The organism is Hymenobacter sp. IS2118, assembly GCF_000715495.1.
GTDB lineage: Bacteria > Bacteroidota > Bacteroidia > Cytophagales > Hymenobacteraceae > Hymenobacter.
The window spans coordinates 1-24,398 of the sequence record NZ_JNLX01000137.1; the positions used below are offsets into that span (position 1 = coordinate 1).

At 60.4% G+C, this 24,398-nt stretch carries 24 protein-coding genes and 1 tRNA gene; 12 read left to right on the plus strand and 13 right to left on the minus strand.

Annotated features, from left to right (window positions below; translation table 11 throughout):
• The first annotated feature begins 42 nt into the window (after positions 1 to 42).
• Positions 43 to 1,104 carry a transposase gene (locus tag GM79_RS12945; RefSeq protein WP_035562095.1) on the plus strand — a complete coding sequence of 354 codons (1,062 nt, stop codon included), beginning with the start codon at positions 43 to 45 and terminating at the stop codon, positions 1,102 to 1,104.
• 52 nt (positions 1,105 to 1,156) lie between these two features.
• On the opposite strand, the gene GM79_RS12950 is transcribed toward GM79_RS12945, so the two are convergent.
• Together GM79_RS12950 and GM79_RS12955 are read right to left on the minus strand one after the other, a co-directional pair.
• Positions 1,157 to 1,987, minus strand: coding sequence for a polyphosphate kinase 2 family protein (locus GM79_RS12950; protein WP_051718856.1), 831 nt, complete (start codon positions 1,985 to 1,987; stop codon positions 1,157 to 1,159).
• Between the two features lie 80 nt (positions 1,988 to 2,067).
• On the minus strand, positions 2,068 to 2,790 hold the full coding sequence (locus GM79_RS12955; RefSeq protein WP_035564526.1) for a VIT1/CCC1 transporter family protein: 723 nt from the start codon (positions 2,788 to 2,790) through the stop codon (positions 2,068 to 2,070).
• 126 nt (positions 2,791 to 2,916) lie between these two features.
• Between GM79_RS12955 and GM79_RS12960 the strand changes: the two genes are divergently transcribed.
• Together GM79_RS12960 and GM79_RS12965 are read left to right on the plus strand one after the other, a co-directional pair.
• Positions 2,917 to 3,606 carry a Dps family protein gene (locus GM79_RS12960; protein ID WP_081867743.1) on the plus strand — a complete coding sequence of 230 codons (690 nt, stop codon included), beginning with the start codon at positions 2,917 to 2,919 and terminating at the stop codon, positions 3,604 to 3,606.
• Positions 3,607 to 3,781: 175 nt separating this feature from the next.
• Positions 3,782 to 3,863, plus strand: a tRNA-Leu gene (locus GM79_RS12965).
• A gap of 82 nt (positions 3,864 to 3,945) precedes the next feature.
• Here the strand turns inward: GM79_RS12965 and GM79_RS12970 are convergent.
• From GM79_RS12970 to GM79_RS12990, 5 genes are all read right to left on the minus strand, one after another.
• Positions 3,946 to 5,529 (minus strand): NFACT RNA binding domain-containing protein, encoded by a 1,584-nt coding sequence (locus GM79_RS12970; RefSeq protein ID WP_035564529.1) that lies wholly within the window; start codon positions 5,527 to 5,529, stop codon positions 3,946 to 3,948.
• Between the two features lie 39 nt (positions 5,530 to 5,568).
• Complete coding sequence (locus GM79_RS25485; protein ID WP_035564531.1) at positions 5,569 to 6,075, minus strand: hypothetical protein; 507 nt, start codon at positions 6,073 to 6,075, stop codon at positions 5,569 to 5,571.
• Between the two features lie 5 nt (positions 6,076 to 6,080).
• Positions 6,081 to 6,848 (minus strand): MBL fold metallo-hydrolase, encoded by a 768-nt coding sequence (locus GM79_RS12980; protein WP_035564533.1) that lies wholly within the window; start codon positions 6,846 to 6,848, stop codon positions 6,081 to 6,083.
• A gap of 121 nt (positions 6,849 to 6,969) precedes the next feature.
• Positions 6,970 to 7,356, minus strand: a complete 387-nt coding sequence (locus tag GM79_RS12985) for a response regulator (protein WP_035564535.1) — start codon at positions 7,354 to 7,356, stop codon at positions 6,970 to 6,972.
• Positions 7,357 to 7,412: 56 nt separating this feature from the next.
• On the minus strand, positions 7,413 to 11,108 hold the full coding sequence (locus GM79_RS12990; RefSeq protein ID WP_081867744.1) for a PAS domain S-box protein: 3,696 nt from the start codon (positions 11,106 to 11,108) through the stop codon (positions 7,413 to 7,415).
• Between the two features lie 123 nt (positions 11,109 to 11,231).
• Between GM79_RS12990 and GM79_RS12995 the strand changes: the two genes are divergently transcribed.
• The 3 genes from GM79_RS12995 to miaA all read left to right on the plus strand — a co-directional run bounded on the left by GM79_RS12995 (position 11,232) and on the right by miaA (position 15,414).
• On the plus strand, positions 11,232 to 12,380 hold the full coding sequence (locus GM79_RS12995) for a glycosyltransferase (protein WP_051718858.1): 1,149 nt from the start codon (positions 11,232 to 11,234) through the stop codon (positions 12,378 to 12,380).
• Between the two features lie 31 nt (positions 12,381 to 12,411).
• A complete protein-coding gene (locus tag GM79_RS13000; protein WP_035564537.1) occupies positions 12,412 to 14,085 on the plus strand; it encodes an amidase in 1,674 nt (557 codons plus the stop codon).
• 417 nt (positions 14,086 to 14,502) lie between these two features.
• On the plus strand, positions 14,503 to 15,414 hold the full coding sequence (miaA, locus tag GM79_RS13005) for a tRNA (adenosine(37)-N6)-dimethylallyltransferase MiaA (protein ID WP_235184060.1): 912 nt from the start codon (positions 14,503 to 14,505) through the stop codon (positions 15,412 to 15,414).
• Between the two features lie 88 nt (positions 15,415 to 15,502).
• Here the strand turns inward: miaA and pfkA are convergent, their stop codons facing one another.
• On the minus strand, positions 15,503 to 16,474 hold the full coding sequence (pfkA, locus tag GM79_RS13010; RefSeq protein ID WP_035564539.1) for a 6-phosphofructokinase: 972 nt from the start codon (positions 16,472 to 16,474) through the stop codon (positions 15,503 to 15,505).
• Between the two features lie 231 nt (positions 16,475 to 16,705).
• Here pfkA and GM79_RS13015 point away from each other — a divergent pair, with 231 nt between their 5' ends.
• Entirely contained in the window at positions 16,706 to 17,164 is a 459-nt protein-coding gene (locus GM79_RS13015; protein ID WP_035564541.1) for a TerB family tellurite resistance protein, read from the plus strand.
• A gap of 94 nt (positions 17,165 to 17,258) precedes the next feature.
• Here GM79_RS13015 and GM79_RS13020 read toward each other — a convergent pair whose 3' ends face one another.
• The 4 genes from GM79_RS13020 to GM79_RS13035 all read right to left on the minus strand — a co-directional run bounded on the left by GM79_RS13020 (position 17,259) and on the right by GM79_RS13035 (position 20,226).
• Positions 17,259 to 18,449: an aspartate aminotransferase family protein gene (locus GM79_RS13020; protein ID WP_035564564.1), complete on the minus strand. Its 1,191-nt coding sequence runs from the start codon at positions 18,447 to 18,449 to the stop codon at positions 17,259 to 17,261.
• A 197-nt stretch (positions 18,450 to 18,646) separates the two neighbouring features.
• Positions 18,647 to 19,141 carry a periplasmic heavy metal sensor gene (locus tag GM79_RS13025; RefSeq protein ID WP_051718859.1) on the minus strand — a complete coding sequence of 165 codons (495 nt, stop codon included), beginning with the start codon at positions 19,139 to 19,141 and terminating at the stop codon, positions 18,647 to 18,649.
• A 14-nt stretch (positions 19,142 to 19,155) separates the two neighbouring features.
• A complete protein-coding gene (locus GM79_RS13030; protein WP_035564543.1) occupies positions 19,156 to 19,614 on the minus strand; it encodes a hypothetical protein in 459 nt (152 codons plus the stop codon).
• A gap of 63 nt (positions 19,615 to 19,677) precedes the next feature.
• Positions 19,678 to 20,226, minus strand: coding sequence for an RNA polymerase sigma factor (locus GM79_RS13035; RefSeq protein WP_035564545.1), 549 nt, complete (start codon positions 20,224 to 20,226; stop codon positions 19,678 to 19,680).
• Positions 20,227 to 20,465: 239 nt separating this feature from the next.
• Here GM79_RS13035 and GM79_RS13040 point away from each other — a divergent pair, with 239 nt between their 5' ends.
• The 5 genes from GM79_RS13040 (at position 20,466) to GM79_RS13060 (ending at position 23,318) form a co-directional block, all read left to right on the plus strand.
• Entirely contained in the window at positions 20,466 to 20,813 is a 348-nt protein-coding gene (locus GM79_RS13040; protein ID WP_035564547.1) for a DoxX family protein, read from the plus strand.
• Positions 20,813 to 21,154, plus strand: a complete 342-nt coding sequence (locus GM79_RS13045; RefSeq protein WP_035564549.1) for a DoxX family protein — start codon at positions 20,813 to 20,815, stop codon at positions 21,152 to 21,154. Before GM79_RS13040 ends, GM79_RS13045 begins: the two co-directional genes overlap by 1 nt.
• Positions 21,155 to 21,223: 69 nt before the next feature.
• Positions 21,224 to 21,580, plus strand: a complete 357-nt coding sequence (locus tag GM79_RS13050; RefSeq protein ID WP_035564569.1) for a single-stranded DNA-binding protein — start codon at positions 21,224 to 21,226, stop codon at positions 21,578 to 21,580.
• The gene (locus tag GM79_RS23130; protein ID WP_051718860.1) at positions 21,577 to 22,770 is read left to right on the plus strand and encodes a tyrosine-type recombinase/integrase; all 1,194 of its coding nucleotides are present in this window, start codon (positions 21,577 to 21,579) and stop codon (positions 22,768 to 22,770) included. The genes GM79_RS13050 and GM79_RS23130 overlap by 4 nt, the downstream gene beginning before the upstream one ends.
• A gap of 146 nt (positions 22,771 to 22,916) precedes the next feature.
• Positions 22,917 to 23,318, plus strand: a complete 402-nt coding sequence (locus GM79_RS13060) for a hypothetical protein (RefSeq protein WP_152559983.1) — start codon at positions 22,917 to 22,919, stop codon at positions 23,316 to 23,318.
• 330 nt (positions 23,319 to 23,648) lie between these two features.
• Here the strand turns inward: GM79_RS13060 and GM79_RS13065 are convergent.
• The coding region (locus tag GM79_RS13065) for a DUF481 domain-containing protein (RefSeq protein ID WP_152559984.1) at positions 23,649 to 24,398 on the minus strand (750 nt) is incomplete at its 5' end.

A 24,398-nucleotide genomic window follows, 5' to 3' on the forward strand; every position in this document is an offset into this window, starting at 1 on the left:
CTGATGTTACGCAGTATTTTTCCGTTCTAACTACCGTTTTCGATGGCCTGCACCCTGGATTTGTACACGGATTATCTCATCAGCTCGACGGGCCAAACTTCGGCTACGGGCCTCTCACGCCTGTTCGATGGGCAGCTTAGTCACGACCAGGTGACGCGCTGGCTCAGCAGCGTACACTTGGATTCACGCCAGGTCTGGGGCCATGCCAAACCGCTGATTCGGCAAACCGAGCGGACGTTGGAAGCAGCCGATTTTGCTGTTCTTATCGTCGATGATTCTATTTTGGAGAAGGCCCACACCGATGCCAATGCCCTGCTCTGTACCCATTACGACCATAGCCTGGGGCGGTACGTGAAGGGGCTCAATTTCGTGAGCCTGCTCTATGTGGCCGGTTCGCTCGCCGTGCCGATTGCCGTGGAGCTGGTGGAGAAAACGCAGGCCGTAACCGACCCTAAAACCCAGAAAGTGAGTCAGAAAAGCCCGCTGACGAAAAACGAGATGCTCCGCGCCATGTTGCGCGTGGCCCAAGAGCAAGTGGCCTACGGCTACCTGCTGGCCGACAGCTGGTATGCCTCGGCTGAGAACATGAACCAGGTGCGCGCGTTGGGCCACGACTTTATTTTTGCCCTGCCCACCTCGCGCACCGTGGCCCTGAGCGAAGTGGGGCGCGGCAATGGGGAATTCCAGGCCCTTGATACGCTGGCTTTCCCGGATGGGCAGCCCTTGCGCGTCTGGCTACGGAGCGTCGTGGAGGCGGTGCTCGTGGTCCGGCAAGTCTTTACAAATAAGGACGGTTCGCAGGGCGTGTTATATCTGGTGAGCAGCGATACGAATTTGACCGGGGAACAAGTGACGGTAATCTACCAGAAAAGGTGGAAAATCGAGGAGTACCACAAATCGCTCAAGCAAAACACGTCGATGGGCAAGTCGCCTACGAAAACCATCGATACGCAGGCCAATCATTTCTTTTCTTCCATCCTGGCCTACATCAAGTTAGAGAAGATAACCCGACAATTAGGCATTGGTCATTTTCGCCTCAAAGCCCAACTTTATTTGCGCGGACTCAAAGCCATGCACTACGCGTTAACCAAAATGGCTGCGTAACATCAGTCAATTATAGAGGCAGAGAAAATAAACGTGCAACAAGACATTCACGTTACTCAATCACCTGCGCCGCCACGTCGTAAGTAGCTTTGGGTGGCTGGGGATTCATAGCCTCTAAAGCGGCCACCACAATCTCGGCAATGGCCAAATCCCGCGCCCATTTGTGGTTGGCCGGTACTACAAACCACGGCGCGTGGGCTGACGAACAGTGGCGGATGGCATCTTCGTAAGCCTCCTGGTAAGCCGGCCACAGCTTGCGCTCCTTGAGGTCGTTGGGGTCGAATTTCCAGTTTTTGGCGGGCTTGTCGAGGCGGGCCTGCAGGCGCTCGGCTTGTTCGGCTTTGGAAATGTGCAGGAAGAATTTGAGGACCACCGTACCGTTGCGGGTCAGCAGCGTCTCAAAGTTGTTGATGTCCTCGTAGCGTTGCTTCCAGGTTTCCTCATCAATCAGGCCATGCACGCGGGTGATGAGCACATCCTCGTAATGGGAGCGGTTGAACACGCCAATGTGCCCGCGTTTCGGGGTTTGGGCATGAATGCGCCATAGGTAATCATGGCTCAGCTCCTCCGCCGAAGGTGCTTTGAAAGAGGAAACGTGCACGCCCGCCGGGTTCACCCCGGTGAGCAGGTTCTGAATGGTGCCGTCCTTGCCGCCCGTATCCATGGCCTGAAACACGAGCAGCACGCTGCGCTTATGCTCCGCGTAGAGCAGTTCCTGCAGGTCGCTTAGTCGCTGCCGCAGCACCAGCAGGCGCGGGCTGGCTTCCTGCTTGTCGTCGGGTCCGGCCGCGAAAGGAGTAATGTCGTCGGAGTCCACTTGGCCCAGGCGAAAAGATTTGCCAGTTACCTGAACGGCGGGAGTTTTAGGCAGGTCGAATTTCATAAGAACAGGAAAAAGCTAACGGGGGCGGCCGATTATCGATGTGAGATGGCAACATTAGAGCCAGCGCGGCCCGGAAAATACTACTGCGTGATGAGACGCGCCACGCCAAAGGCCGCCGAGGCCGCCAGTGCGCCCACAAACGCCATTTTGAAGGCGCCGGCTACGGCGGGCTGGCCCGTCATCCGGCTTTTGAAATAACCGAATACCAGCAGGCACACCAGTGTTATCAGCGCCGACCAGGCCAGTCCCTCGGCGGGCGTGGCCGTGAAGAAATAGGCCGTGAGCGGAATCAGCCCGCCCACGCCATAAGCCAAACTGATGGTGGCGGCGCTTTTGGGTGCTTGCCGGGGGTCGGGCTCTTCCAGGCCCAGCTCGTACTTCATCATGAAGCGCACCCACTGCTCGGGGTCGGCGGTGAGTTCGGCTACGGCGGCGGCGCGGGTAGTTACCGAGAGGCCCATTTCGGCCAGCAGCTCGTCTACTTCAGCGCGCTCCACGTGCGGCAGCTCCTGCACTTCGCGGTGCTCGCGGGCCAGCTCGGCGGCGTAGTGCTCTACCTCGGTGCGCCCCGCTAGGTAGCCCCCCAGGCCCATGGCAATGCTGCCGGCCACTATTTCGGCCAGGCCGGCCGTTATCACCAGGGCCGAAGAATCGACGGCGCCGCTCAGGCCGGCGGCCAGCGCGAAGGGCACCGTAAGACCATCGGACAGGCCAATAACGATATTCTGCAGCATGGCCGAGCTGCTGAGGTGGTGCTCGGCGTGCGCGCCAAGGTGCGGCTCTACAAGGGCGGGGTCGTTCATAGGTAAAAAGTAGGGGTTAAAAGCCCAAAGAGACTAACTCGACGTCCTGCTTTACGTAAGCATAGAATAGAATTTACTGACCGAATTGTTTCGGCCACTCCCCTCACCTCACCCGATTTTAGAATTATGGCATCTCCAGCCAAAGCCACCGCTTCCAAAAGCGCAGCGCCCAAAAAAGCCGCCGCCCCCGCTGCTAAAAAAGCACCCGACGCTACCGCACGCAAGCACGCGGGCAGCAACGCCGCTGTCAACATCCTGCCCAACATCAACCAGCAGCAGAACGCGCCCTCCCCTACCCAGCGCTACGGCACCGTGAGCCAGCGCCTGCCCATCGGCCTGAGCGAAAGCACCCGCCAAACCAGCGTGACCATGCTCAACCAGCTGCTGGCCGACACCATCACGCTGCGCGACATGTACAAAAAACACCACTGGCAGGTGGTGGGCCCCACTTTCTACCAGCTGCACCTGCTGTTCGACAAGCATTATGAAGAACAGTCCGTGCTGGTAGATTCTATTGCCGAGCGCATCCAGGTGCTGGGCGGCGTGGCCGTAGCCATGGCCCACGATGTGGCCGAGCTAACCAGCCTGCCCCGCGTGCCCCGCGACCGCGAGGAAGCGCCCGTGCAGGTATCGCGCCTGCTCGACGGCCACCAGCGCATCCTGAAAAATTGCCATGACTACGCCAGCAAGGCCGATGAAACCGGCGACGACGGCACCAACGACCTCATCGTGAGCGAGCTGGTGCGTACCAACGAGCTGCAAGTCTGGTTCGTAGCCGAACACGTAGTTGATTCGCCCCTCACCCAGGCCGAGTAATTCCAGCCGCTGATGCACTTAAAAAGGCCGCCTATCTCGCGATGAGCGGCCTTTTTTTATGAAAATTGCGGCCGTTAGGTTGCGGGGGCACATCCGGCCGGCTATCTTTGCACCCGCTTCACCACCTCAGTGAAGCCGGTTTCGGCCGCATTACCCAGGCTTAGTTGCTCTATTTGCGCACGTGGTGAAACTGGTAGACACGCCATCTTGAGGGGGTGGTGCCTTCGGGTGTGGGAGTTCGAATCTCCCCGCGCGCACGCAAACGAAAAGCCCGCTGCAATTACTTGCAGCGGGCTTTTTTGCTTTATGAGTTCGGTTCGACCGTTCGTTTAGCCGCTGCTACAAGCTGTCGGGTCCATCAAAAGGGTTGCCGGGCTTCACCAGCACCACCCGCTCCCGCTCCACCACTACCTGGCCCGGCAACGCGCCCTTGGGCTTGCGCACGTATTTTTTGGGCGTCACGGTCACGGGGCACAGCGTATCGTGCTGGCGGCGTGAGTACCAACCGGCCAGCTGCGCGGCGTGCTCCACCACGGGCTCGGGCACGGGCTGCCCGGCCTTGTGGCGAATGACAACGTGCGAACCAGTCACGTCCTTGGCGTGCAGCCAAAGGTCGTCTTTGTGGGCGTATTTCTGCGTCAGCAAGTCGTTGTTGGCCGCATTGCGGCCCACCAGAATGGTGAAACCCCGGTCTTCGAACACCTTGAACGGCAGCTCGGCACCAGCCTTGGCGGCGGCGGGCTTGGGGTCCAGGCCGTGCTGCTTGCGCCAGGTGCGCAGGCCGCGTAGTTCGGCCAGGGCGGGCAGCATATCCATTTCTTCCAGCCGCTCCATCGCCGCCAGCTCTTCGGCCTCGCGGCGGACAATTCGCTCGGAAAGCCGGCGCTCCTCAATTTGCTGGTTTTTGCCCTTGCGGTAGAGATTTTCGGCCGTAAGCTGGGGCTTTTCTGTGCGCTTCAGCTTAATAGTTTTGGGCTGATTGGTGTAGAAATCCACCACTTCAACTTCGGTAGCCCCGGCCGGAATGGCGTGCAGATTGGCCATGATGAGGTCGGCCGTATGGCGGTAGCCCGCCTCGTGGGCCAGAGCGTGCAGGCGTTGGCGGGCATGGGCCGCGGCGGTGCTGGCCTCGGTGGCGCGGCGCTCTAGCAGCTGGCGTAGCTGCCGGGTTTCTGTTTCCAGGGCGCGGCGGCCCAGCGCCATCGGCACGAAGCGGCGCAGGGCCGTGATGGGGTCATCGCCGGGAAATGTTTCCAGGATTTCGCCCAGCGGCAGCAGGCTCAGGCGGGTTTTGTCCTCGAAACGAATGAGGTAGTAATGGGCCGTTTTTTCCAGCTGGGCCAGCACCTGATTCACCAGCCGGGCTTTGGTTTCGGGCGGGGCATCGTCGTAGCCGTGCTGGCGCAGGTAGCGCAGGGGCAGGTCGGCCAGGGGCGCCGGGACCACGGATTTAACGGATTTTTCGGATTGGTCGGATTTTGTAGTTGGCGCGGGTTGCGGGTGCAGGTCCGCATCGGCCAGCAGCTTTTGTTGAAAGAGCTGGGCCGGGCCCTCGGGCGCGGCGCGAAAAATAGCGTTGGGTCGCGGGCCGTAGAGCTTGAACACCAGCCGCGCTCCGCTCCGGAAATTAACTTGCAGCACCCGGTCTTGGGGCCAGGGGACCACGGTTTCGACCTGCTGGCCAAGCAGGTCGGGGAATAAATCGACGGAATTAGCGCGGGCCCGCTGGAATGTTTCCGGAAGCGCTAAGGCTGGGAAATTGGCCCCCAGCTGCGCCTTCAGCCAGTACTCCGCCGTGCCATTGGTGAGCCCAACGACCAGCTCGTCCTTTTCCTGCGAGAAGCACACGGCCACCCGGTAGCCCCGCAGCCGCTCGGTGAGCGCGGGGGCCAGCTGGCGCAGGAAATAGTAATTGGTGTGCATAAGGCTTTCGGCTAATTTAACGCCCTGTCTGGCAGAATATTAAGACTGCTTTGGCTCAAGCTGCAACGTCTGCCGTAGGAACGCACGGTTTCTACTCACTGCCCGCCAGAAGCTTACGATTGGGGTTAGGGACCCAAGCAGCAGCAGCAGCGAAAAAACCAACAGCGGCCACTCATTCCCCCTACCAAAGTACCAGACTAGGACCATGCCGCTGCTAAAAGCACCTAACAGTAACGACCACAGCCCAGAAAGAGCTGCCTGCGCCCAGTGCATTCGTTGGCGTATTATCAGCCGGCTGCCTGCCGCAGTAGGTAGCTCGGCTACTTCGCCGGTAATGAGGGGAATAGTTGTCCGGCCCACCATATTAAAATGGCGCAGGTCAAAGGTGCGGTCTTCCACCCTGCCCTTGAAAAACCACCGGGGCGAATGGTCGATAACGTCATGCCAGGAATCAGGCGGCAGCGTGTGCCATTGCAGCCGTTTCCGCACCTCGGCCGGGCCGAAGGGCGAATGGTACTGCTCCGTGATGTCGGGCCAGATGCGCACTACCGCTACACCTCAATTTTCAGCCCATCATACGCCAGCCGAATCCACGTCGGCAGTTCCGCCTCCACGTCGTGGTGGCGGCCCAGCTGGTGGCTGATGTGGGTGAGGTAGGCGCGTTTGGGCGCGGCCTCCTCCAGCACATTGACGGCCTGCGCCAGGGTGAAGTGTGAAATGTGCTCCTCCCGGCGCAGGGCGTTGAGCACGATTACATCGGCGTCGCGGAGCTGGGCGCGGGTTTCGGGGCCAATGTGGTTGGCGTCGGTGAGGTAGCAGAAGCCGCCGATGCGGAAGCCCAGCACAGGCAGCTTGTGGTGCATGGCCCGCAGGGGCTGCACCGGCACGCCCAGCATGTCAAACGGCACATCGTCGCGCTCAATGGCGTGCAGGCGTACGCGGGGCACGCCGGGGTATTTATGCTCGGCAAAAATATAGGCAAATTCCTGTTGCAGCTGCCGTAGCACGCGCGGCTCGGCATACACGGGCATGTCGGTCTGCTGCCGGAAGTTGAAGGCCCGGATATCGTCGAGGCCGGCCGTGTGGTCTTTGTGCTCGTGGGTAAAAAGCAGCGCGTCGAGGCGCGTGATGCGGGCCCGCAGCATTTGCTGGCGGAAATCCGGCCCCGAATCAATCACAAAACTGTGCTCGCCGATGGCCACATGCACCGACACCCGCAGCCGGTGGTCGCGGTGGTCGAGCGAGCGGCACACCGCGCAGGTGCAGCCTATCATGGGCACTCCGGAGGAAGTACCGGTACCAAGGAAAGTAACGGTCATTACTGTTTAATTAATAATTAAGAATTAGTAATTAAGAATTTCCAGGATTGGGCTCCGCAAAACGATGAGCCAGAACTTTAGATTTATTAATTCCCAATTATTAATCACTAATTAAATCTAATTAACCCACGTACTGCTTCACTACCCGTACCAGGGCGTCGAAGTCAAGCGGCTTGGGCAGGTAATCGGTTACGCCGGCCTCACGAAACTGGTCCATCGAGTAATTGTTGGCATTACCAGTGATGGCAATAATGGGCAGCGTGTTGACTTTAGGGTCGGAATGGGCCCGTATCTCACGCGTGCATTGCATGCCGTCTTTAATGGGAATGTTGATGTCCATCAAGACGCAGTCGACGGGGTTGGTTTCCAATTGCTTCATCACTTCGCCCCCATTTTTGGCCAACACAATTTTATACTTCTGCAGCTCCAGGATTTTGCGGGTAAGGTTGAGAATTACCGAGCTGTCCTCAGCAATCAGAATGGTTTTGGTGGGTGAGTCGGTTGACATAAGCTTAGAATTGAAGGGTGAGGCGTAAGGTAGAGCCAAATGGAAAGTGGCGAAAATTAGTCATTTGAGTCGTTTCCGACGCGCTCTACCGCGCTGGAATACGCAGCGACGAGCTGTGCAAAGTAATGTTCTAGAAGTTGAAAACCCGCAACGCCATTCTCCACTTCGTCGGCTTTGAACTTCTCTTCGAGGCGGCGGGCCTGAGCGGCCAGGGCCACGCCGCCCAGCGTAGCCGCCGTGCCCTTCAGCTGATGGAGCATGGGCAGCAGCTCCTTGAAGCTGGCGGCGGCAGCTAGCGGCGCGGCCTCGCGCAGCAGTTCCCCGGCTTCCTGCTCAAATTCCTGGTACAGCTCCAGTGTGAATTCAAACCCTCCCAAATCAAACAGTTGTCGAATAACGGCTTCATCGAGCGTGGGCTCAGCAGCCGTATCGTTGGCCGGTACTACTTCGGGTAGCGGGGCTACGGGCGCCGGGGCCAGCAGCGGGGCGCCAGCGCCGGCCAATGGAACCGAAGCAACGGCCAGGGCCAGGGTTTCGTCGGGCGTGGGGGGCGTGGGGCGGGGGCGCAGCCAGCGGTGCAGCACTTCGTAGAGGTGGCGGCTTTTCACGGGCTTGCCCACGTAGTCGTCGAGGCCCTGGCGCATGAAGCGGCCGGCATCTTCCTGCATCGAATAGGCCGTCATGGCCACGACCGGCGGGCAGGCCGCGCCCAGCACGCGCCGGATTTCGGCCGTGGCCGCCACCCCGTCCATGTCCGGCATTTGAATATCCATGAAAATGATGCTGTATCCGGGCGTGGCGGCCGTGGCCAGGGCAATGGCTTCGGGGCCGCTGCCGGCCACATCTACCTGGCAGCCCAGCTTGGTGAGCAAGCGCTCCCCCACTTTTTGGTTGATGGCATTGTCATCGACCAGCAGCACACGGGGCTCGGCCTCGAAAGGCTGGAACACGGCTTCGCGCACCGGGGCGGCCACTGGCAAGTCTTCCAGGCGGGACTCACGGGCGGTGATGGTGAACCAGAACACGCTGCCCTCGCCCTCGTCGGAGAGCACCCCAATCTCGCCGCCCAGCAGCTCGGCCAGCTGCCGGCTGATGCTTAGACCCAGCCCGGTACCGCCGTAGGCCTTGCTGGGAGTGGTATCGAGCTGGGTGAAATTGGTGAAAAGCAGGCTGGCGTTTTCGCTCGAAATACCAATGCCCGAGTCCTGCACCGCGAAGCGCAGGGTGTGCTGCTGGCCATCGGTGCTCACGCTGCTCACGATGATGGCCACAGTGCCTTCGTTGGTGAACTTGATGGCGTTGGCCACCAGGTTGGACAGGATTTGCAGCAGCCGCACTTCGTCCGTCATCACGTAGCGGGGCGTGTGCGGGGTAATGTGGTAAGTAAAACGGATGTTTTTCTGCTCGGCGCGGTAGATAAACAGGGCGCGAATGCGTTCCATTACGGCCTGCAGCTCGAGCGCGCTCTCGTGCACCTGCAGCTTGCCGGCCTGGATTTTCGACAAGTCCAGGATGTCGTTCAGGATGGTGAGCAGCGCGTCGGAGCTCTTGCGCAGCGTGTCCACGTAGTCGAGCTGCTCGTCGGTTTCCACGGTCTGGTCGAGCAGGTCTATCATGCCAATGATGCCGTTCATGGGCGTGCGCAGCTCGTGGCTCATGTTGGCCAGGAACTGGGTTTTGGCTTCCAGCGCCGCTTCGGCCTCGTCCTTGGCCATGCGCAGGTCGTCTTGCATCTGCTGAACGTCGGTCACGTCGCGGGCGATGCCTTCGGTCCCGGCGTCGCCATCTTTCACTACGCGTGCGTTGACAAGCACGCTTACCGGGTAGCCGTCCTTGTGCCACATCTGGGTTTCGAAGTTGCGCAGGCCGCCGTTGCGCTGCATCTCGTCCAGAGCCCGCTTGCGGTCCTCGCCTTCCACGTAGTAGTTTTTCACGGGCTGGCCAATCACCTCCTCGGGCCGGTAGCCCAGCACGTCGTAGGCCGACGGGCTGACAATGGTGAAGAGCCCGTCCTCGTCGGTGCGGTAATAGATGTCCTGAAACGATTCGAAAATGGAGCGAAACTTTTCCTCCTGGGCCTGCAGAGCCAGTTGGGCCCGCTTCTGCTCCGTAATATCGTGAGCAATGGCCGAGATTTCCTCAAACGACCCGTCGCCCAGATAGATAGGGTTCAGGTAAATATCGGTCCATACTTCGTTGCCCTGGCTATCGCGCAGGCACATTTCAAAGCGCTGCGCCTGGCCTTTGGCCGCGGCCTCGTAGCGTCGCAAAAATATGTCGCGCTCGCCCCCAGGCATGTGGGCCAGGTCGGCTTCCCACAGGTCGAGGCCGCACACGGGGTACAGGCCATTGCGCCGCAGAAACAGGGCCGCGTAGTTGCGGTTGAAGTTCATGAGGCGGGCCCGCGTGTCCACGGTCCACATCACATGCGAGCCGCTTTCGAAAATGGCGTTCAGGCGGGCGGTTTGCTTGCCAATCTGCTCTTCGTTGCGCTTACGCTCGATGGCCAGCGCCACCTGGTTCGAGATGAAGTGCAGCACGTCGAGGTCGCCGGGCGTGTAGGCGTCGGCGCGGCCATAGTCCTGCACGGCCAGCACCCCAATAATCCGGTCGCCGATGCTCAGCGGCGAGGCCAGCATCACTTCCGGCACCAGCCCATAGGCCGTAATGGTGCCGTTTTGAATGAGCTGCTGAAAATCGGAGTGGGTAAGGTAGCGGGGCTGGCCGCCGGCAATGATGTACTCCGACACGCCCGTAGAAAACGGCGTGGCGCCCTGCGGCCGGTGCTGGGGGTGCTGGTCGACGTGGTAGGCAAACTGCAGCTGCGTGCGGGCGTCGTCGCACAGCGCGATAAAGAGATTGCTGGTTTCGATAATCTTGCTCAGCTCGCGGTGAATGGCGCCGTAGAGGCTGGGCAAGTCCTTGGCGCTGATGGCCAGATTGGCAATGCTGTAGTACACCTTTTGCAGGCGCTCGGCCTTGATGCGGTCGGTGATGTCGTGTAGAATGGCGCGGCTGCTCGCCGGCTGGCCTTCCTCACGCACCACGCTCATACTCCCAATGAGGTGCACCGGCTTGCCCGCACCGGTCAAAAACACGGTTTCGACCTTGTTCACCGGCTCCCCGTCGTAGAGATTACGCAGCTGGTAGAGCAGCTTGGCTTTGTAGTATGGGTGCACCACATCGGCCAGGGTGCGGGTGGCCAGCTCAGCATCGGAGTAGCCCAGCTTTTCCTTCCAGGCTTTGTTCACGAACAGGAAATTATTGTCGGCGCTGAGGTGCTGCACCAAGTCTTGGGCGTTGTCGAGAAAGTCCTGCAGGTGCGTGGTATCGCCGGCCAGCCCCTGGCTGGTGAGGGCCGGGCCGGTGGGCTCGTAGCCGGCCATCCACACGCCGGTGATGGTTCCGGCGGGGTCGCGCGTGAAATCACCGCGCCAGTGCATCTGGCGCAACTTGCCAGCCCGCGTGAGCAGGGGCCGCTCGTAGAAAGCGGCCAACGACTCGTTGGCAATGCAGGTCAGCATCTGCTGCAGCCGGGTCTGGCGTTCGGCTGGCGGGGCAAACATTTGGTGGCACACCTGCCCGATAACCCGCGCGCGCGGGTAGCCGACCAGTGCCAAAAACGTCTCGTTGGTTTCCACGATAACGCCCTGGGCATCGAGCATCAGATAGGACTGTCCCAGTTGGTCAAACAGCACCCCTGGGGGCGGAGCCACGGGCTGGGACGAAGAAACCGCCGGAATTGAACTCATGAGCCGATGCGTAACGCCTGCGAATATTTCCGGCTAAGATAGCCACCGGGCCGGCGAGCCCGTGCGTAAATTTGGTCAAAATATTACGCCGGCCGGCCCCGGACCGTTCGGCCGCTCCTGCCCGTGCCTTCCCCTCCTGCCCCGCGGCTGCTGTTCGCCGTCACCACCGACCTGTGCTTCGACCAGCGCATGCAGCGCATCTGCGGCAGCCTGGCCGCTGCCGGCTACCGGGTGCAGCTCGTGGGCTGGCAGCGGCCGGCCTCGCCCCCGCTCACGTCTCAGCCCTACGCGCAGCACCGCCTGCGGGGCTGGTTTCAGCGGGGCAAGCTATTTTACCTCGAATACAACCTGCGGCTGTTCTTCTATTTGCTGACGCAAAAAGCCGCCGCCTGGTGCGCCTGCGACCTCGACACCGCCCTGCCCATGTGGCTGCGCGCCCGCCTCGGCGGCCAGCCTTTGGTCTACGACGCCCACGAGCTGTTCACGGAAGTGCCCGAGGTGGTGGCCCGACCGGCCGTGCAGCGCATCTGGCGCGGGATAGAACGCTTTATTGTGCCGCGTGCGCAACTAGCCTACACCGTGGGCCCGGCGCTGGCGGGCGTGTTTGAGCAGCGCTACGGCCGGCCGTTCGCGGTGGTGCGCAACGTGAGCCGCCTGGGGGCTGAAGCACCACTGCGAACGGCCGGGCCGCCCACCAGCTATATTTTGTACCAGGGCGCGCTGAACGTGGGCCGCGGGCTCGAAAACCTGCTGGCGGCCATGCCGCAGGTAGCGGGCCGGCTGGTTATCTGCGGCGAGGGCGACTGCTCGGCCGCGCTACGCGCCCAGGCCGGGCAGCTGGGCCTGCTAGAATCCGGGCAGGTCGAATTTCGCGGCTTTGTGCTACCGGAGGCGCTGCGCGAGGTCACACGGCAGGCCGCCGTGGGCATCATGCTGCTCGAAAACATTGGCCTGAGCTATTACTATTCGCTGGCCAACAAGTTCTTCGATTACGTGCACGCCGGCATCCCGCAGGTGCTCATCGACTTCCCCGAATACCGCGCCCTCAACGAGCAGTTCGACGTGGCCGACCTGGTGGCCGACCTGCAGCCCGATACCCTGGCCCGCGCCCTCAACCGCCTGCTGCGCGACGAGCCTGCCCGCTACCAGCACCTGGCCGCCAATTGCCGCCGCGCCGCGCCCCAGCTCAGCTGGCAGCATGAGGAACGGGAGCTGCGGCGGCTGTATGAAAAGCTGGTACCTCCTGGCGCAACAGCGCCCCGGCCACTGTAGATTTGTCTGGTTGTTTTAGCCCTTTCTCCGCATGAAAAAACTAGTTCCGGCGCTGCTCCTGGGCGGTGCCTGTTTCGCCGCTGGCGCCTTTGTGGCCCGACCCACCGCGCCCGACGAAATCACCGTACCCATACTACGGGCCGCGCAGCAGCTGATGGGGCTGGATTTCACCGATGCCCAGCTCGACTCCACCCGCCGCAACCTAACGGGCTACCGCGAGAGCTACGAAGCACTGCGCAAAATCGACTTGCCCAACAGCGTGGCCCCGTCGGTGGTGTTCGACCCACGGCCGCTGCGCCTGCGGCAAGCCTTAATGCCGGCTAAAGAAAATGCGGGCAAGCTGCCCGAAACCGGCAAAGTGACGCTGCCCGGCTACCGCGACGAACTCGCCTTTTACACCGTGCGGCAATTGGGCGAGCTGTTGCGCACCAAGCAGATTTCTTCCGAGGAGCTGACCAAATTCTTCCTGGCGCGCCTTCAGAAATACGACCCCAAGCTGCACTGCGTCATCAGCCTCACCGAGGAGCTGGCGTTGCAGCAGGCCCGGCAGGCCGACCAGGAGATAAAAGCCGGCAAATACCGCGGGCCGCTGCACGGCATTCCGTTTGGGGTGAAGGACTTATTCAGTGCCAAGGGCTACAAAACCACCTGGGGCTCGGTGCCTTATAAAGACCAGACCCTGAACGAGGACGCCGCCGTAGTGGAGCGCCTGCGCGAAGCCGGCGGCGTGCTGCTGGCCAAGCTCACGCTGGGCGAACTGGCGCAGGGCGACGTGTGGTTTGGCGAAAAAACCCGCACGCCCTGGGACGTTAGCAAAGGCTCCAGCGGGTCGTCGGCGGGGTCGGCCTCGGCGGTGGCGGCGGGGCTGCTGCCGTTTGCCATCGGCACCGAAACACTGGGCTCCATCATCAGCCCGAGCACGGCCTGCGGCGTCACGGGCCTGCGCCCCACCTACGGCCGCGTGAGCCGCGCCGGTGCCATGGCCCTGAGCTGGACGATGGACAAAGTAGGGCCGCTGGCCCGCTCGGCCGAAGACTGCGCCATCGTGCTGGCCGCCCTCACCGCCGCCGGCCCCGATGCCCGCGACCCCGCCACCCTACTGGCGCCCAACAGCTTCCGCTACGCCTTTGGCACCGACCTCAAAAAGATGCGGGTGGGCTTCGTGAAAGCGGCTTTTGACTCAAATTATCCCACCAAGCTCAACGACCTGGCCACGCTGGAAGTGCTGCGCAAAATGGGCGTGGAGCTGGTGCCGATTGAGCTGCCGGCCATCTCGCCCGGTGCCCTGCGCTTCGTGCTCACGGCCGAAGGCGCGGCGGCTTTCGACGACCTGACCCGCTCGGGCCGCGATGCCCAGATGGTGCTGCAAAACCGCTTTGCCTGGCCTAATACCTTCCGTTCCTCGCGCTTCATTCCGGCCGTGGAATACATTCAGGCCCAGCGCGTACGCAGCCTGCTGATTGAGCAGCTCGATGTCCAGCTCAAAGGGCTCGATGCCTACCTGGCCCCCTCGTTCAGCGCCAACCTGACGCTAACCAACCTCACGGGCCAGCCCGCCATTGCCATCCCCAACGGCTTCACGGCGGCCGGGCTGCCCACCACCATCACCTTCATGGGCCAGCTTTACGAAGAAGGCAAGCTGTTGGCCTTGGCCAAAGCCTACCAGGACGCGACGGACTTCGACGAGAAACATCCTGTTCTGTAATTGAATGTTTTTAGAAAACGCTCTTTTTTATGGACCTGTCATCCTGAGAAGAGCGAAGGACCTTCTCACGCCTGAACAATTACTTTTTCACCGTTAGAAAGTACTTCGCTGTGCGCAGGACGACATTTTTTTGACTTTATAAATAGCTTCGTTAGTGATGAAGACAGGACTTACGCACTCAGTAGCTGGTGTGCGTCTCCGACGCGTTGCCCACTGGTTTCGCGTCTCTGACACGCGGGGCTAACGAGACCAGACGGGGCAAACGACGGCGTTTGGAAATGCCAACCAAGACGCCACGCGTCAGAGACGCGCGCCAGCGGCTGACTGCGTAAGTCTTGGAAGAATTCACGCTCAAAATAATTTCTGGTCTTTATTCCGTCGGGTATTTTTCGCTCACTAATTCTTACTCACTCACCTTTGCTGACACCCGCCATTCTTACCCAGCTTGCCCCCACCACCGCTGACCCGCGACCGGTGCTGCTCACCATTGCCGGCCCCACGGCGGTGGGCAAAACGGCGCTGTGCGTGCAGTTGGCCCAGCAATTTCACACCGAGATAGTATCGGCTGACTCGCGGCAGTTTTTTCGGGAATTGAGCATCGGCACGGCCAAACCCACGGCGGCCGAAATGCAGGGTGTGCCCCACCATTTCATCGACAGCCACAGCATCGGCGAAGATTACAGCGCCGGCCGCTTTGCCACCGATTGCCACGCGGTATTGGCCGAGCTGTTCCAGAAATTTCCGGTGGTAATTCTCACCGGCGGCTCCGGCCTCTACGTGCAGGCCGTGACCGACGGGCTGGACGAGCTGCCCACCGTGCCGCCCGAAGTGCGCGCCCGGCTGCACGCCGAGCTGGCCGCCCACGGCCTTGCACCCCTGGTAGCCGAGCTGGCCGAAACCGACCCCGTGGCCCACGCCCGCATCGACCGCCAAAACCCGCAGCGCGTGGTGCGCGCCCTGGAAATTACCCGCGCCACCGGCCAGCCGTTTTCCAGCTTCCACACACTAAGCCCGCCCGCCGAAAACCCGCTGTTTCGCAACGTAAAAGTGGCCCTGGCACGCGAGCGGAACGAACTCTATCAGCGCATTAACCTGCGCGTGGAACACATGCTGGCGGCCGGCCTGCTCGATGAAGTACAGGCCCTCCTACCCTACCGCCACCACCACGCTCTGCAAACCGTGGGCTACCAAGAAATTTTCGGTTTCCTGGATGGCGCCTACGACTGGGACGAGGCCGTGCGCTTGCTCCAGCGCAACACCCGCCGCTACGCCAAGCGCCAGCTCACCTGGCTACGCCGCGACGCAGCCTACCAGTGGGTCGAATTATGAGTTTTGAATTATGAGTTGATTTCTGTGGTCCCAACGGCTACTTAATAAACCAATTCATAATTCATAACTCATAATTCAAAACTCATAATTAAACCGAAAGGATTTCAACCATTCGCATGAAGCTTTGGTTGATGAGCTTTTTCTTATTGATGGTATCCACGAAAGGAGTGTAAACCAGCTTCTTATCCACAATTCCGGCCATCACGTTGCGCATGCCATTCATGAGGCCTTCCACGGCGGCAATGCCGATTTGGGAGCCCAGCAGTCGGTCGGCGGCGGTGGGCGAGCCGCCGCGCTGGATGTGGCCGATAACCGTGACGCGGGTGTCGAGCTGCGGAATGGCTTCCTTCACGCGGGCGGCCACGTTGGTAGCGTTATTTTCCTCATCGCCCTCGGCCACGATAACGATGAACGAGGTTTTGGAGCGTTTCCAGCCCCGTTGCAAGGTCTCAACCACCACGTCGGTACTCATCTGGGTTTCGGGAATCATCACGATTTCGGCCCCGCCACCGATGGCGCACGGAATGGCGATATAGCCCGAGTCGCGGCCCATCACTTCCACGAAAAAGCAGCGGTCGTGCGAGTCGGCGGTGTCGCGAATTTTGTCGATGCAGTCCAGGGCCGTGTTCACGGCCGTGTCGTAGCCAATGGTATAGTCGGTGCCATATAGGTCGTTGTCGATGGTGCCGGGGGCGCCCACGGTCGGAATACCGAACTCTTCCTCAAAAATCATGGCCCCGGTGAAGGTGCCGTTACCGCCGATGGCAATGAGGCCTTCAATGCCATTGTTCACCAGCTGGTCGAACGCCTGCTGGCGACCTTCCTTGGTCATAAACTTCTGGCTACGGGCCGATTTTAAAATGGTACCGCCCTTCTGCACTGTGTTCGATACCGCGGCCGAATCCAGCCGCACGAACTCGCCCTTAATCATGCCGCTGTAGCCCCGCATAATGCCGTATACCTCAATGCCGTGGTAGGTAGCAGTGCGCACCACCGCCCGAATGGCGGCATTCATGCCCGGTGAATCTCCTCCGCTCGTAAATACTCCAATTCTCTTCATCTGACCTTTCTGAAAACAAGTGGACGCATGAATAGCGCCCAAACCCCGCAAAGTTGGTGAAAGGAACGCAAACCCCAGCACCATACCCGTAAAATACGTAAGAAGGTGGTTATCTTTTTTTTGTGTTTCGCGTAGATAGGTGGTGGTAACTCGCCACTTTCCGATTATCTTACCTTCCTAATCGGCCTACTGGCTAGTAACTCATTTCTCACCACTTAATTCCCACGTTATATGTTCGGTTTTTTTGAAAATGAGCAGGCGAAAAAAATTAAAGGACATTTACTAAATCTTGCGGCGCTGGCGAAAGCCGATGGCCACATTGATGCGCGGGAAATGAATTTTATTCTGGCCGTTGGCAAGAAGAATGGCATCAGCTCCTCCGAAGTGCAGGCGCTGGTTTCCGGGGCCAATGGCGCCAGTACCGAGCTGCCTAGCAACGATTCCGAACGTTTTGACCAGATTTTTGACCTCGTTGACATGATGCTGGCTGATGGCGTAGTGGACGAAACCGAGATGGATTTCTGCATCATGATGGCCGAGAAGCTGGGCTTCCGCAAAGCCATTGTAGGGGTCTTGGTGCGCAAGATTTCGCAAGGCGTGAAGGATGGCGTGCCCCGCGAGCGAATTAAAGAGGAAAGTACTTCTTTCTTGAACTATAACGAGTTGCCTCGCCCAAACATCGTATTGTAGCCGGCACAACCGCAGGAGAGGGAATGGGGGCGTTCGTCGTCCTGACCACGCGGTCAGGACGACAAACGCCCCCATTCCCTTTCTCGCTTTCTCCCTATTTCACCACCGCATCGATAGCCCGCAGCAGGGCCGCGCAGGCCTCGTCAATTTCGGCGTCGGTGATGGTGAGCGGCGGGGCCAGGCGCAGGGAGTTATCGCAGAACAGGAACCAGTCGGTGAGGATGCCTTCGTGCGCCAGCGCGTGGTCGATGATGGGCTTGAGGACTTCGAACGAGTCGAACTCCACGGCCATGAGCAGGCCGCAGCCCCGCACCGCCCGAATGGCCGGGTGATGGATTTGCGCGCGGAACCGCGCCGCTTTCGCGGCCACGCCTTCGGCCAGCCGCTCGTCCTGCATCACCTGCAGGGTGGCTAATGCGGCCGCGCAACTCACCGGGTGGCCGCCAAACGTGGTGCAGTGCCCCAGAATGGGGTTTGTTTTAAAGCCGCTCATGATTTCCGTGCTGGAAATGAACGCGCCAATGGGCATGCCGCCGCCCATACCCTTGGCGCACACCAGAATATCGGGCTCGATGCCGAACTGCTCGAAGGCCCACATGGTACCGGTGCGCCCGTAGCCGCACTGAATTTCATCGAGGATGAGCAGGGCGCCTACCTCGCGGCAGCGGCGGCGCAGGGCCGGCAGGTAGTAGGGCGAGGGCACGCGCACGCCGGCTTCGCCCTGCACGGTTTCGATGACCACGGCGGCCGTGCGTTCGGTGATGAGGTATAGGTCGGCGAAGTCGTTGTGGCGGATGTGGCGCACGTCGGGCAGCAGTGGGCGGTAGCTGTTTTTGAAGCCCTCGGAGCCGGTGATGGACAGGGCGCCGTGCGTGGAGCCGTGGTAGGCATTGAGGCAGGAAATGAGTTCGGTGCGGCCGGTGTGCCGCTTGGCCAGCTTGAGGGCGCCCTCAATGGCCTCAGTACCGGAATTGGTGAAAAACACCGAGTCGAGGTGCGGCGGCAGGGTTTTATGGATGGCCTCGGCCAGCTGGGCGGGCACGGCCTGCACCAGCTCGCCGTACACCATCAGGTGCAGGTACTTGTCGAGCTGGGCCTGAATGCCGGCCAGCACGCGCGGGTGGCGGTGGCCCACGTTGCTCACGCCGATGCCCGAAATCAGGTCGAGGTAGCGGCGGCCGTCGGGGGCGTACATGTACACGCCTTCGGCCCGCTCAATTTCCAGCAGCAGCGGAAAATCGGAGGTTTGGGCCTGGTGACGCAGGAATAGTTGGCGGGAAGTCAGGACCACGGATTATTCGGATTTAGCGGATTTCACGGATTTTGTGCACGTCGGTGCGCGCGGCGCGCGGGGCTGAGCTGGTCTGCCGGGTAGCACAGCCATTAGAACCGGGGGCACTCCATTTCGATTACCCCGCAAAAGTAACGAGGCCGCTGCGGGGGGCAGCGGCCTCGAAGTACCGATGGCGGAGCGGGGCTGCGCTATTCGTCGTTGCCGGAGCCGGCGGGACCACGCCCGCCGCCCGGCCCGGCCACGCGCTTGATGACTTCTTTGGTGAAGTCGCGCTCGGCCATAAACAGCTGCGCCACCTGCCGCAGGGTAATCACCTTCTGGAATTTCTCAAAGTACTCCTTCTCCAGGTTCAGCTCCTGCTGCCGCTTGGTGAACGACTGGGCGTAGTTCTCGCGAATCTGCTGGTCGGTCATGGCATCGGTCACTTCGCGGCGCAGCAGGCGGCCGTTGCGGTTGAGGTCGCGGCGCTTGTCGGTGAACTCGTTGTAGAGCGGCCAAAACTTCTGGGCCTGCTCCTGGGTGAGGGCCACGCGGTTGGTGATGAAGGCGATTTTGGCGTTTTCGAGCTGGCCCAGGCGCTGGCCGCGGCGGCCACCGCCCTGCTGGGCCTGGGCGGCGGGGGCCAGCACCAGCAACAGGGCCGCCAGGCTGACTAATCGGAAGAAAGAAGTGGTAACGGACATAGCAGGGAGCAGATTTATAAATAAAGAAGTTCTTCGGAGGGTTGGGCATCGAGGGCATCGGTCAACTCCGCGTCGGTGGCTTGCAGAAAGCCCTTGGCGAGGCCAGGGTCGGCGGCGGCCAGCACAGCCAAGTCGGTGGTTTCGACGCGGGCGCCGCTCGTGAGCAGGTAGCCCACCAGTTCAGTACGCGACACGGCGTCGAGGGAAGCAGTGGTAGCCACCGCCGGGCCGGCCGCCGGGGCGCCGCTCAGGTAAAACGAAGCCGCGAAGCTGCCCAGCACGGCCACCGAGGCCAGACCGGTGCGCAGGGCCGGCGAAAGCCAGGCCAACCAGCGCCCACCGGGCGCGGCATCGGGCCGGGGCAGCCGGGCCATGATGCGCGTCGGCAGCTTATCGAAGTAGTCAGCCGGCGGCTCGCTCAGCAGCGGGCGGGGCCGCCGGGGGTGCGCGTCGAGCTTGAAGGGAGGTGTCATGGCAGTTGGATGGAAAAGCGGGGGCGGCGTTTAACTACGCGAATAATAAATTGTGATGCGAGCCTAATCGGCGGTGTGGCGGGTGACGTACTCTTCCACTTTTTTCACGGCGTGGTGGTAACTGGCTTTCAGGGCGCCCACGCTGGTGCCGGTTACTTCGGCCATTTGCTCGTAGGGCATCTCGTCGTAGTAGCGCAGGTTGAACACGAGGCGCTGCTTGTCGGGCAGGCGCAGAATGGCTTGCTGCAGCTTGAGCTCGATTTCATCGCCGGCCAGGGCCGGGTCGGCTTCTACTTTAGCCAGCAGCTCGGCGCTCACGTCGGTGAGGGGCAGCAGGAACTTGCGCCGCTTACTGCTCAGGAAGTTCAGGCACTCGTTGGTGGCAATGCGGTATATCCAGGTGAAGAGCTGGGCATCCTGCCGGAAATTTTCGAGGTGCTTCCAGACCTTCACGAACACGTCCTGGGTGAGGTCGTCGGCGTCTTCGTGGTCCACCACCATCTTGCGCACATGCCAGTACACCTTGCTCTGGTACTTGCGCACGAGCTGGTTGAACGCCAAGTTGCGCGAAGCGGGGTCCTGAAACTTGAGCAGTATTTCGTGGTCTTCCAAACGGCGAAAAGGTACGCCAGGGTGGCGAAAGCTACGCCAGGGTGGCGAAAGCAGTGGTTGGAGGGCAAACCCGGCCCCGCGTTTAATGTAGGTTGCTAAAAAAAGTGGTTACTTCCCGACAAACAGTAGCCTTGCCCATATTGTAGTGAGCCCGGCGGGCCGGCGGGCGACGGGCCCGCCAGCCCGCCGCCAACACCCTACTCGCCCACTGGCAAACATCCTAAACGCCCCCGCCGCCCATGCACACCTACGCCTCCATTGCCCAGCTAGTCGTCGCCTTATCCGTTGGCTTCGTGTGGATATTCCGGTTCGATAACATCGTCAAGGAATTTCATCAGTACGGGCTGAGCGACCTGACCCGCACGATGGTGGGCAACGCCAAAATAATCCTAGCCACGCTGCTGGTGGCCGGCATCTGGTACCCGGCGCTGGTGCTGGTGCCGGCCGTGCTCATGGGCCTGCTGATGGTGGCCGCGCAGTACTTTCATTTTAAGGTAAGCAACCCCTTGAGCAAGCGCCTGCCCTCGCTGGTGCTGCTGGGGCTGTGCGTGTTCATCGCGGCCGTATCGCTCAATTTCGTTTCCTAATGAGTTTATTTCTTGGGCTTGTGCTGTTCTCCAGCCTGTCGTTTCTGGGCTACGGAATTGCGTATTTCAAATCGCCGAACATGAAAAGCGAATTTAAGCGCTTCGGCCTGGAAAAGCAGGGCCTGCTGGTCGTTATTCTGGAAATACTGGGGGCGCTGGGGCTGCTGCTGGGCCTGGCCCTGAACCCTATTATGCTGGTTTCGGCCGGGGGGCTGGCATTGCTCATGCTGCTGGGCGTGGGCGTTCGGCTCAAGATTGGCGACAGCGTACTGGTGTGCCTGCCCGCATTCGCCTTCATGGTGCTGAATGCCTACATTTTTTACCTGGCGCTGCCGCGGTAGGAATTACGGCCCGGTGGGCGCTACATTCGGGTGCTGGTGCTCAGTAGCGGCGGCTTATTGCTCTACCTCATGCGCGGCCTCAACAAAGTAACGCTCATCGGCAACCTCGGCAAAGACCCCGAGGTGCAAGTGCTCGACGGCAACGTGCCAGTGGCCCGGTTCTCGCTGGCCACTTCCGAGTCGTTTCGCGACAAAAGCGGGCAGCTCCACACCAGCACCGACTGGCACACCGTGGTGCTCTGGCGCGGGCTGGCCGAGCTGGCCCAGGCGCACCTGCGCAAAGGCAGCCTGATATACCTGGAAGGCAAGCTCAAAACCCGACACTACGCCGACGCCGCCGGCGTGCGCCACTACGTGACCGAAATCATCGGCGAGCAATTTATCATGCTCGATAAAAAGCCTGGCGATGACGGCAGCACCGCATGAGAAACACTGTTTCGCTCCGTCTTCGCCCTTCCCGCACCGAGTTTCTGGTATTTTTCCCGTTCTCCAACACCGCCATCCGAACGGCCCTGCTCGCCGCCGGGGTGCGCTACGAGCCGGCCGCCAAAGGCGCCGCCAAAGGCTACGTGCTGCCCGCCTGCCCCAGCGCCCTGGCCCCGGTGCAAGCCGCCTGCACCCACCTGGGCCTGGCCCTGGCGGTGCCCCCCGCGCCCGCGCTGGCCGTGCCCTTGCCGCCCCCCACCCCGCAGGAGGCGCTGCTTTCGCGCTACTGCCAGCACATTGTGCTAAAGCGCTACAGCCCCAGCACCCTCAAAACCTACCGGGGGGCGTTTTTGCTCTTTCTTACGCACCACGCCCCACGCCTGCCGCTGGCCCTCAGCAAACAGGATGTGCTCGATTACCTAGGCCAGCGCGTGGCCGCCGGCATCTCCGAAACCTACCAGAATCAGCTCATCAACGCCATCAAGTTCTATTACGAGCAGGTGGAAGGGCAGCCCCGGCAGTACTACGCCATTCCGCGCCCCAAACGGGCCCACCACAACCCCAAAGTGCTGGCCCAGGAAGAGGTGAAAGCCCTGCTGCAAGGCACCGAAAACCGCAAGCACCGGGCCATGCTCATGCTGGCCTACGGCCTGGGCCTGCGCCTGGGCGAAGTGCTGGCCCTCACCCCCGCCGACATCGATAGCAAGCGCATGGTGCTGTACGTGCGCGGCGGCAAAGGCAAAAAAGACCGCGACCTGCCCCTGCCCGAATCGGTGCTCTTGATTTTGCGCGAGCAGTTTCGGGAATTTCGTCCCGTTATTTACCTCTTCGAGGGCCAGCACCCCGGCGAACCCTACGGCGAGCGCAGCCTGCAGCTGGTGGTGAAGCAAGCAGCCAGCCGGGCGGGCATCCAGCGCCCCATCTCGCTGCATATGCTTCGCCACTCCTACGCCACTCACCTCATGGAAGCGGGTACCGACACCCGCATCATCCAGGATTTGCTGGGTCACGCCAGCATTAAAACCACCGAAATTTACACCCATGTCGCTCAACGCTCCCGCCCCCTTCGCCCCTCGACAGCCTCGGCCTGTAACTTGCGACTAGCGGGAAGCACTCCCAATTGGGCAGTATCCCGAAAACCACTTGCGTACTATGGACGGATTGCCGAAACTTGCACCCACTGCGAGTAGCGGTAAGCTAAATGTTGCCTGCTATTTTTCGCCACGACACAATAAACTGTAGCTATAATATTTAGACCTATACAAAACCTGTAACCGACATTAAACAAATTGACAACAAGAAATTTGGAATGAAATTATTTATACTTCTTTTTTTCGTGACAATAGTTCATTTTGCAAATGGACAAACGCCTGATAGTTCGAAAGTTCGAATTGATGGAGTTTACCAAACCAAAGCTTACATTGACAAGGAAGACAATGACACAACATATAGTTATTTGCGGTTTTACACTGACGGAAAAGTCATTAATGTAACGTCAGAAGGAACAGCTTTTGATTTGAAAGATTGGTTTAACTTAAATATGAAAAACCCTTCGGTTGGGAATTACGAAATACGTGGGGAAAAAATTTATTTTTCGACAACCAGCGGAGCGGGAACTGTAATTTATAAAGGCAAGATAAAAGACAAGCACTTCCTAATTTTAAAATCAAAAAGTCTTATCAATAGTTACAAGGACAAAGAAAAATATTACTTTATCGCAGTTCCTGACATGAAATAAAACAGCAGGCAACATGGGGTTTGGCGTTATTGGGGCAGCACGTTGAAACTTCATCTTCAGCAACATGGCATCCTCAGTTCCAGCTTGACGTTTTTCAATTTAGCTTTTAGTTGTTATCTTCATCATCAATTTTTCAATTGGGCTTTAGTTCCGGGCGGACGATTTTCAAATCCCACAACAACGCCAAGCCCTGAACGTTAGCAAAATCTCGAGTGACAGAAAGCCCCCGCAGCTACTAGCGTTGCGGGGGCTTTTTGCTGCTTAAGTAGTGGTTACTTCCGGCGCTTTATTACCGCTTCCACAGCAGCCACAGTAGCGGGCATTGAGGAGCTACTTCGTGCCGAAGCTCACGCCCACCGTCAGGTTGGTGTTGTCGGTGGGCTTGCCTTCGAGCACCCGGCTTTCGAAGGTATAGGCGTAGGTGCTGGTGAAGGCGAAGCGGGACGAGAAACGAAACCCCACCGTGGTGAGCTGCGTGGCGCGGTAGTCGCTGCGCCGGGCGATGTTGGGCTGGTAGAGGCTGGTGGAAGTGAGTGAGAATACCCGGTACGCATACGTCAGTTTCAGGCGGGTAGAATTGCGCGTTATCACCCGGTCGGTACCGTCCTGGAAGTACGTGGCCTCGCGAATCAGCAGGTTGCTCAGGGTGGCTTCGCGGCCCAGCGAATCGGAGTAGAAGGCCCAGCCCGGCCCGGCGCCCACCTGCACCCGGTTGCGGATGCCGCGCAGGTTGCTGCGCTCGTAGCCGCCGAGGCCGTAGAAGCGGAACCGCCCCTTCCAGTAATACGGCGTGGCGCTGGCCAGCCATTCCCGCTCGCGCAGCACCCCCTCCTGCTTGCCAAACGTGAAGCTGCCCGCAACCGGCAACCCAAAGTGCAGGCCGCGCCGCAGCGTGGCCGTGTGCGCGGTGGCAAACAGCGTGCGGTTGACGCCCCCGGCCGAATACTGCCCCGTGAGCTGCCCCCGGTACTCGATAATGGTGGTATCGGGCTGCTGAGCCAGGGCGGCCGGCGGCGCCAGCAGCAGTCCCCCAACCACCAGCGGCCCCACCACCAGTTGCCTCGCTATGGCGGGCCGGCC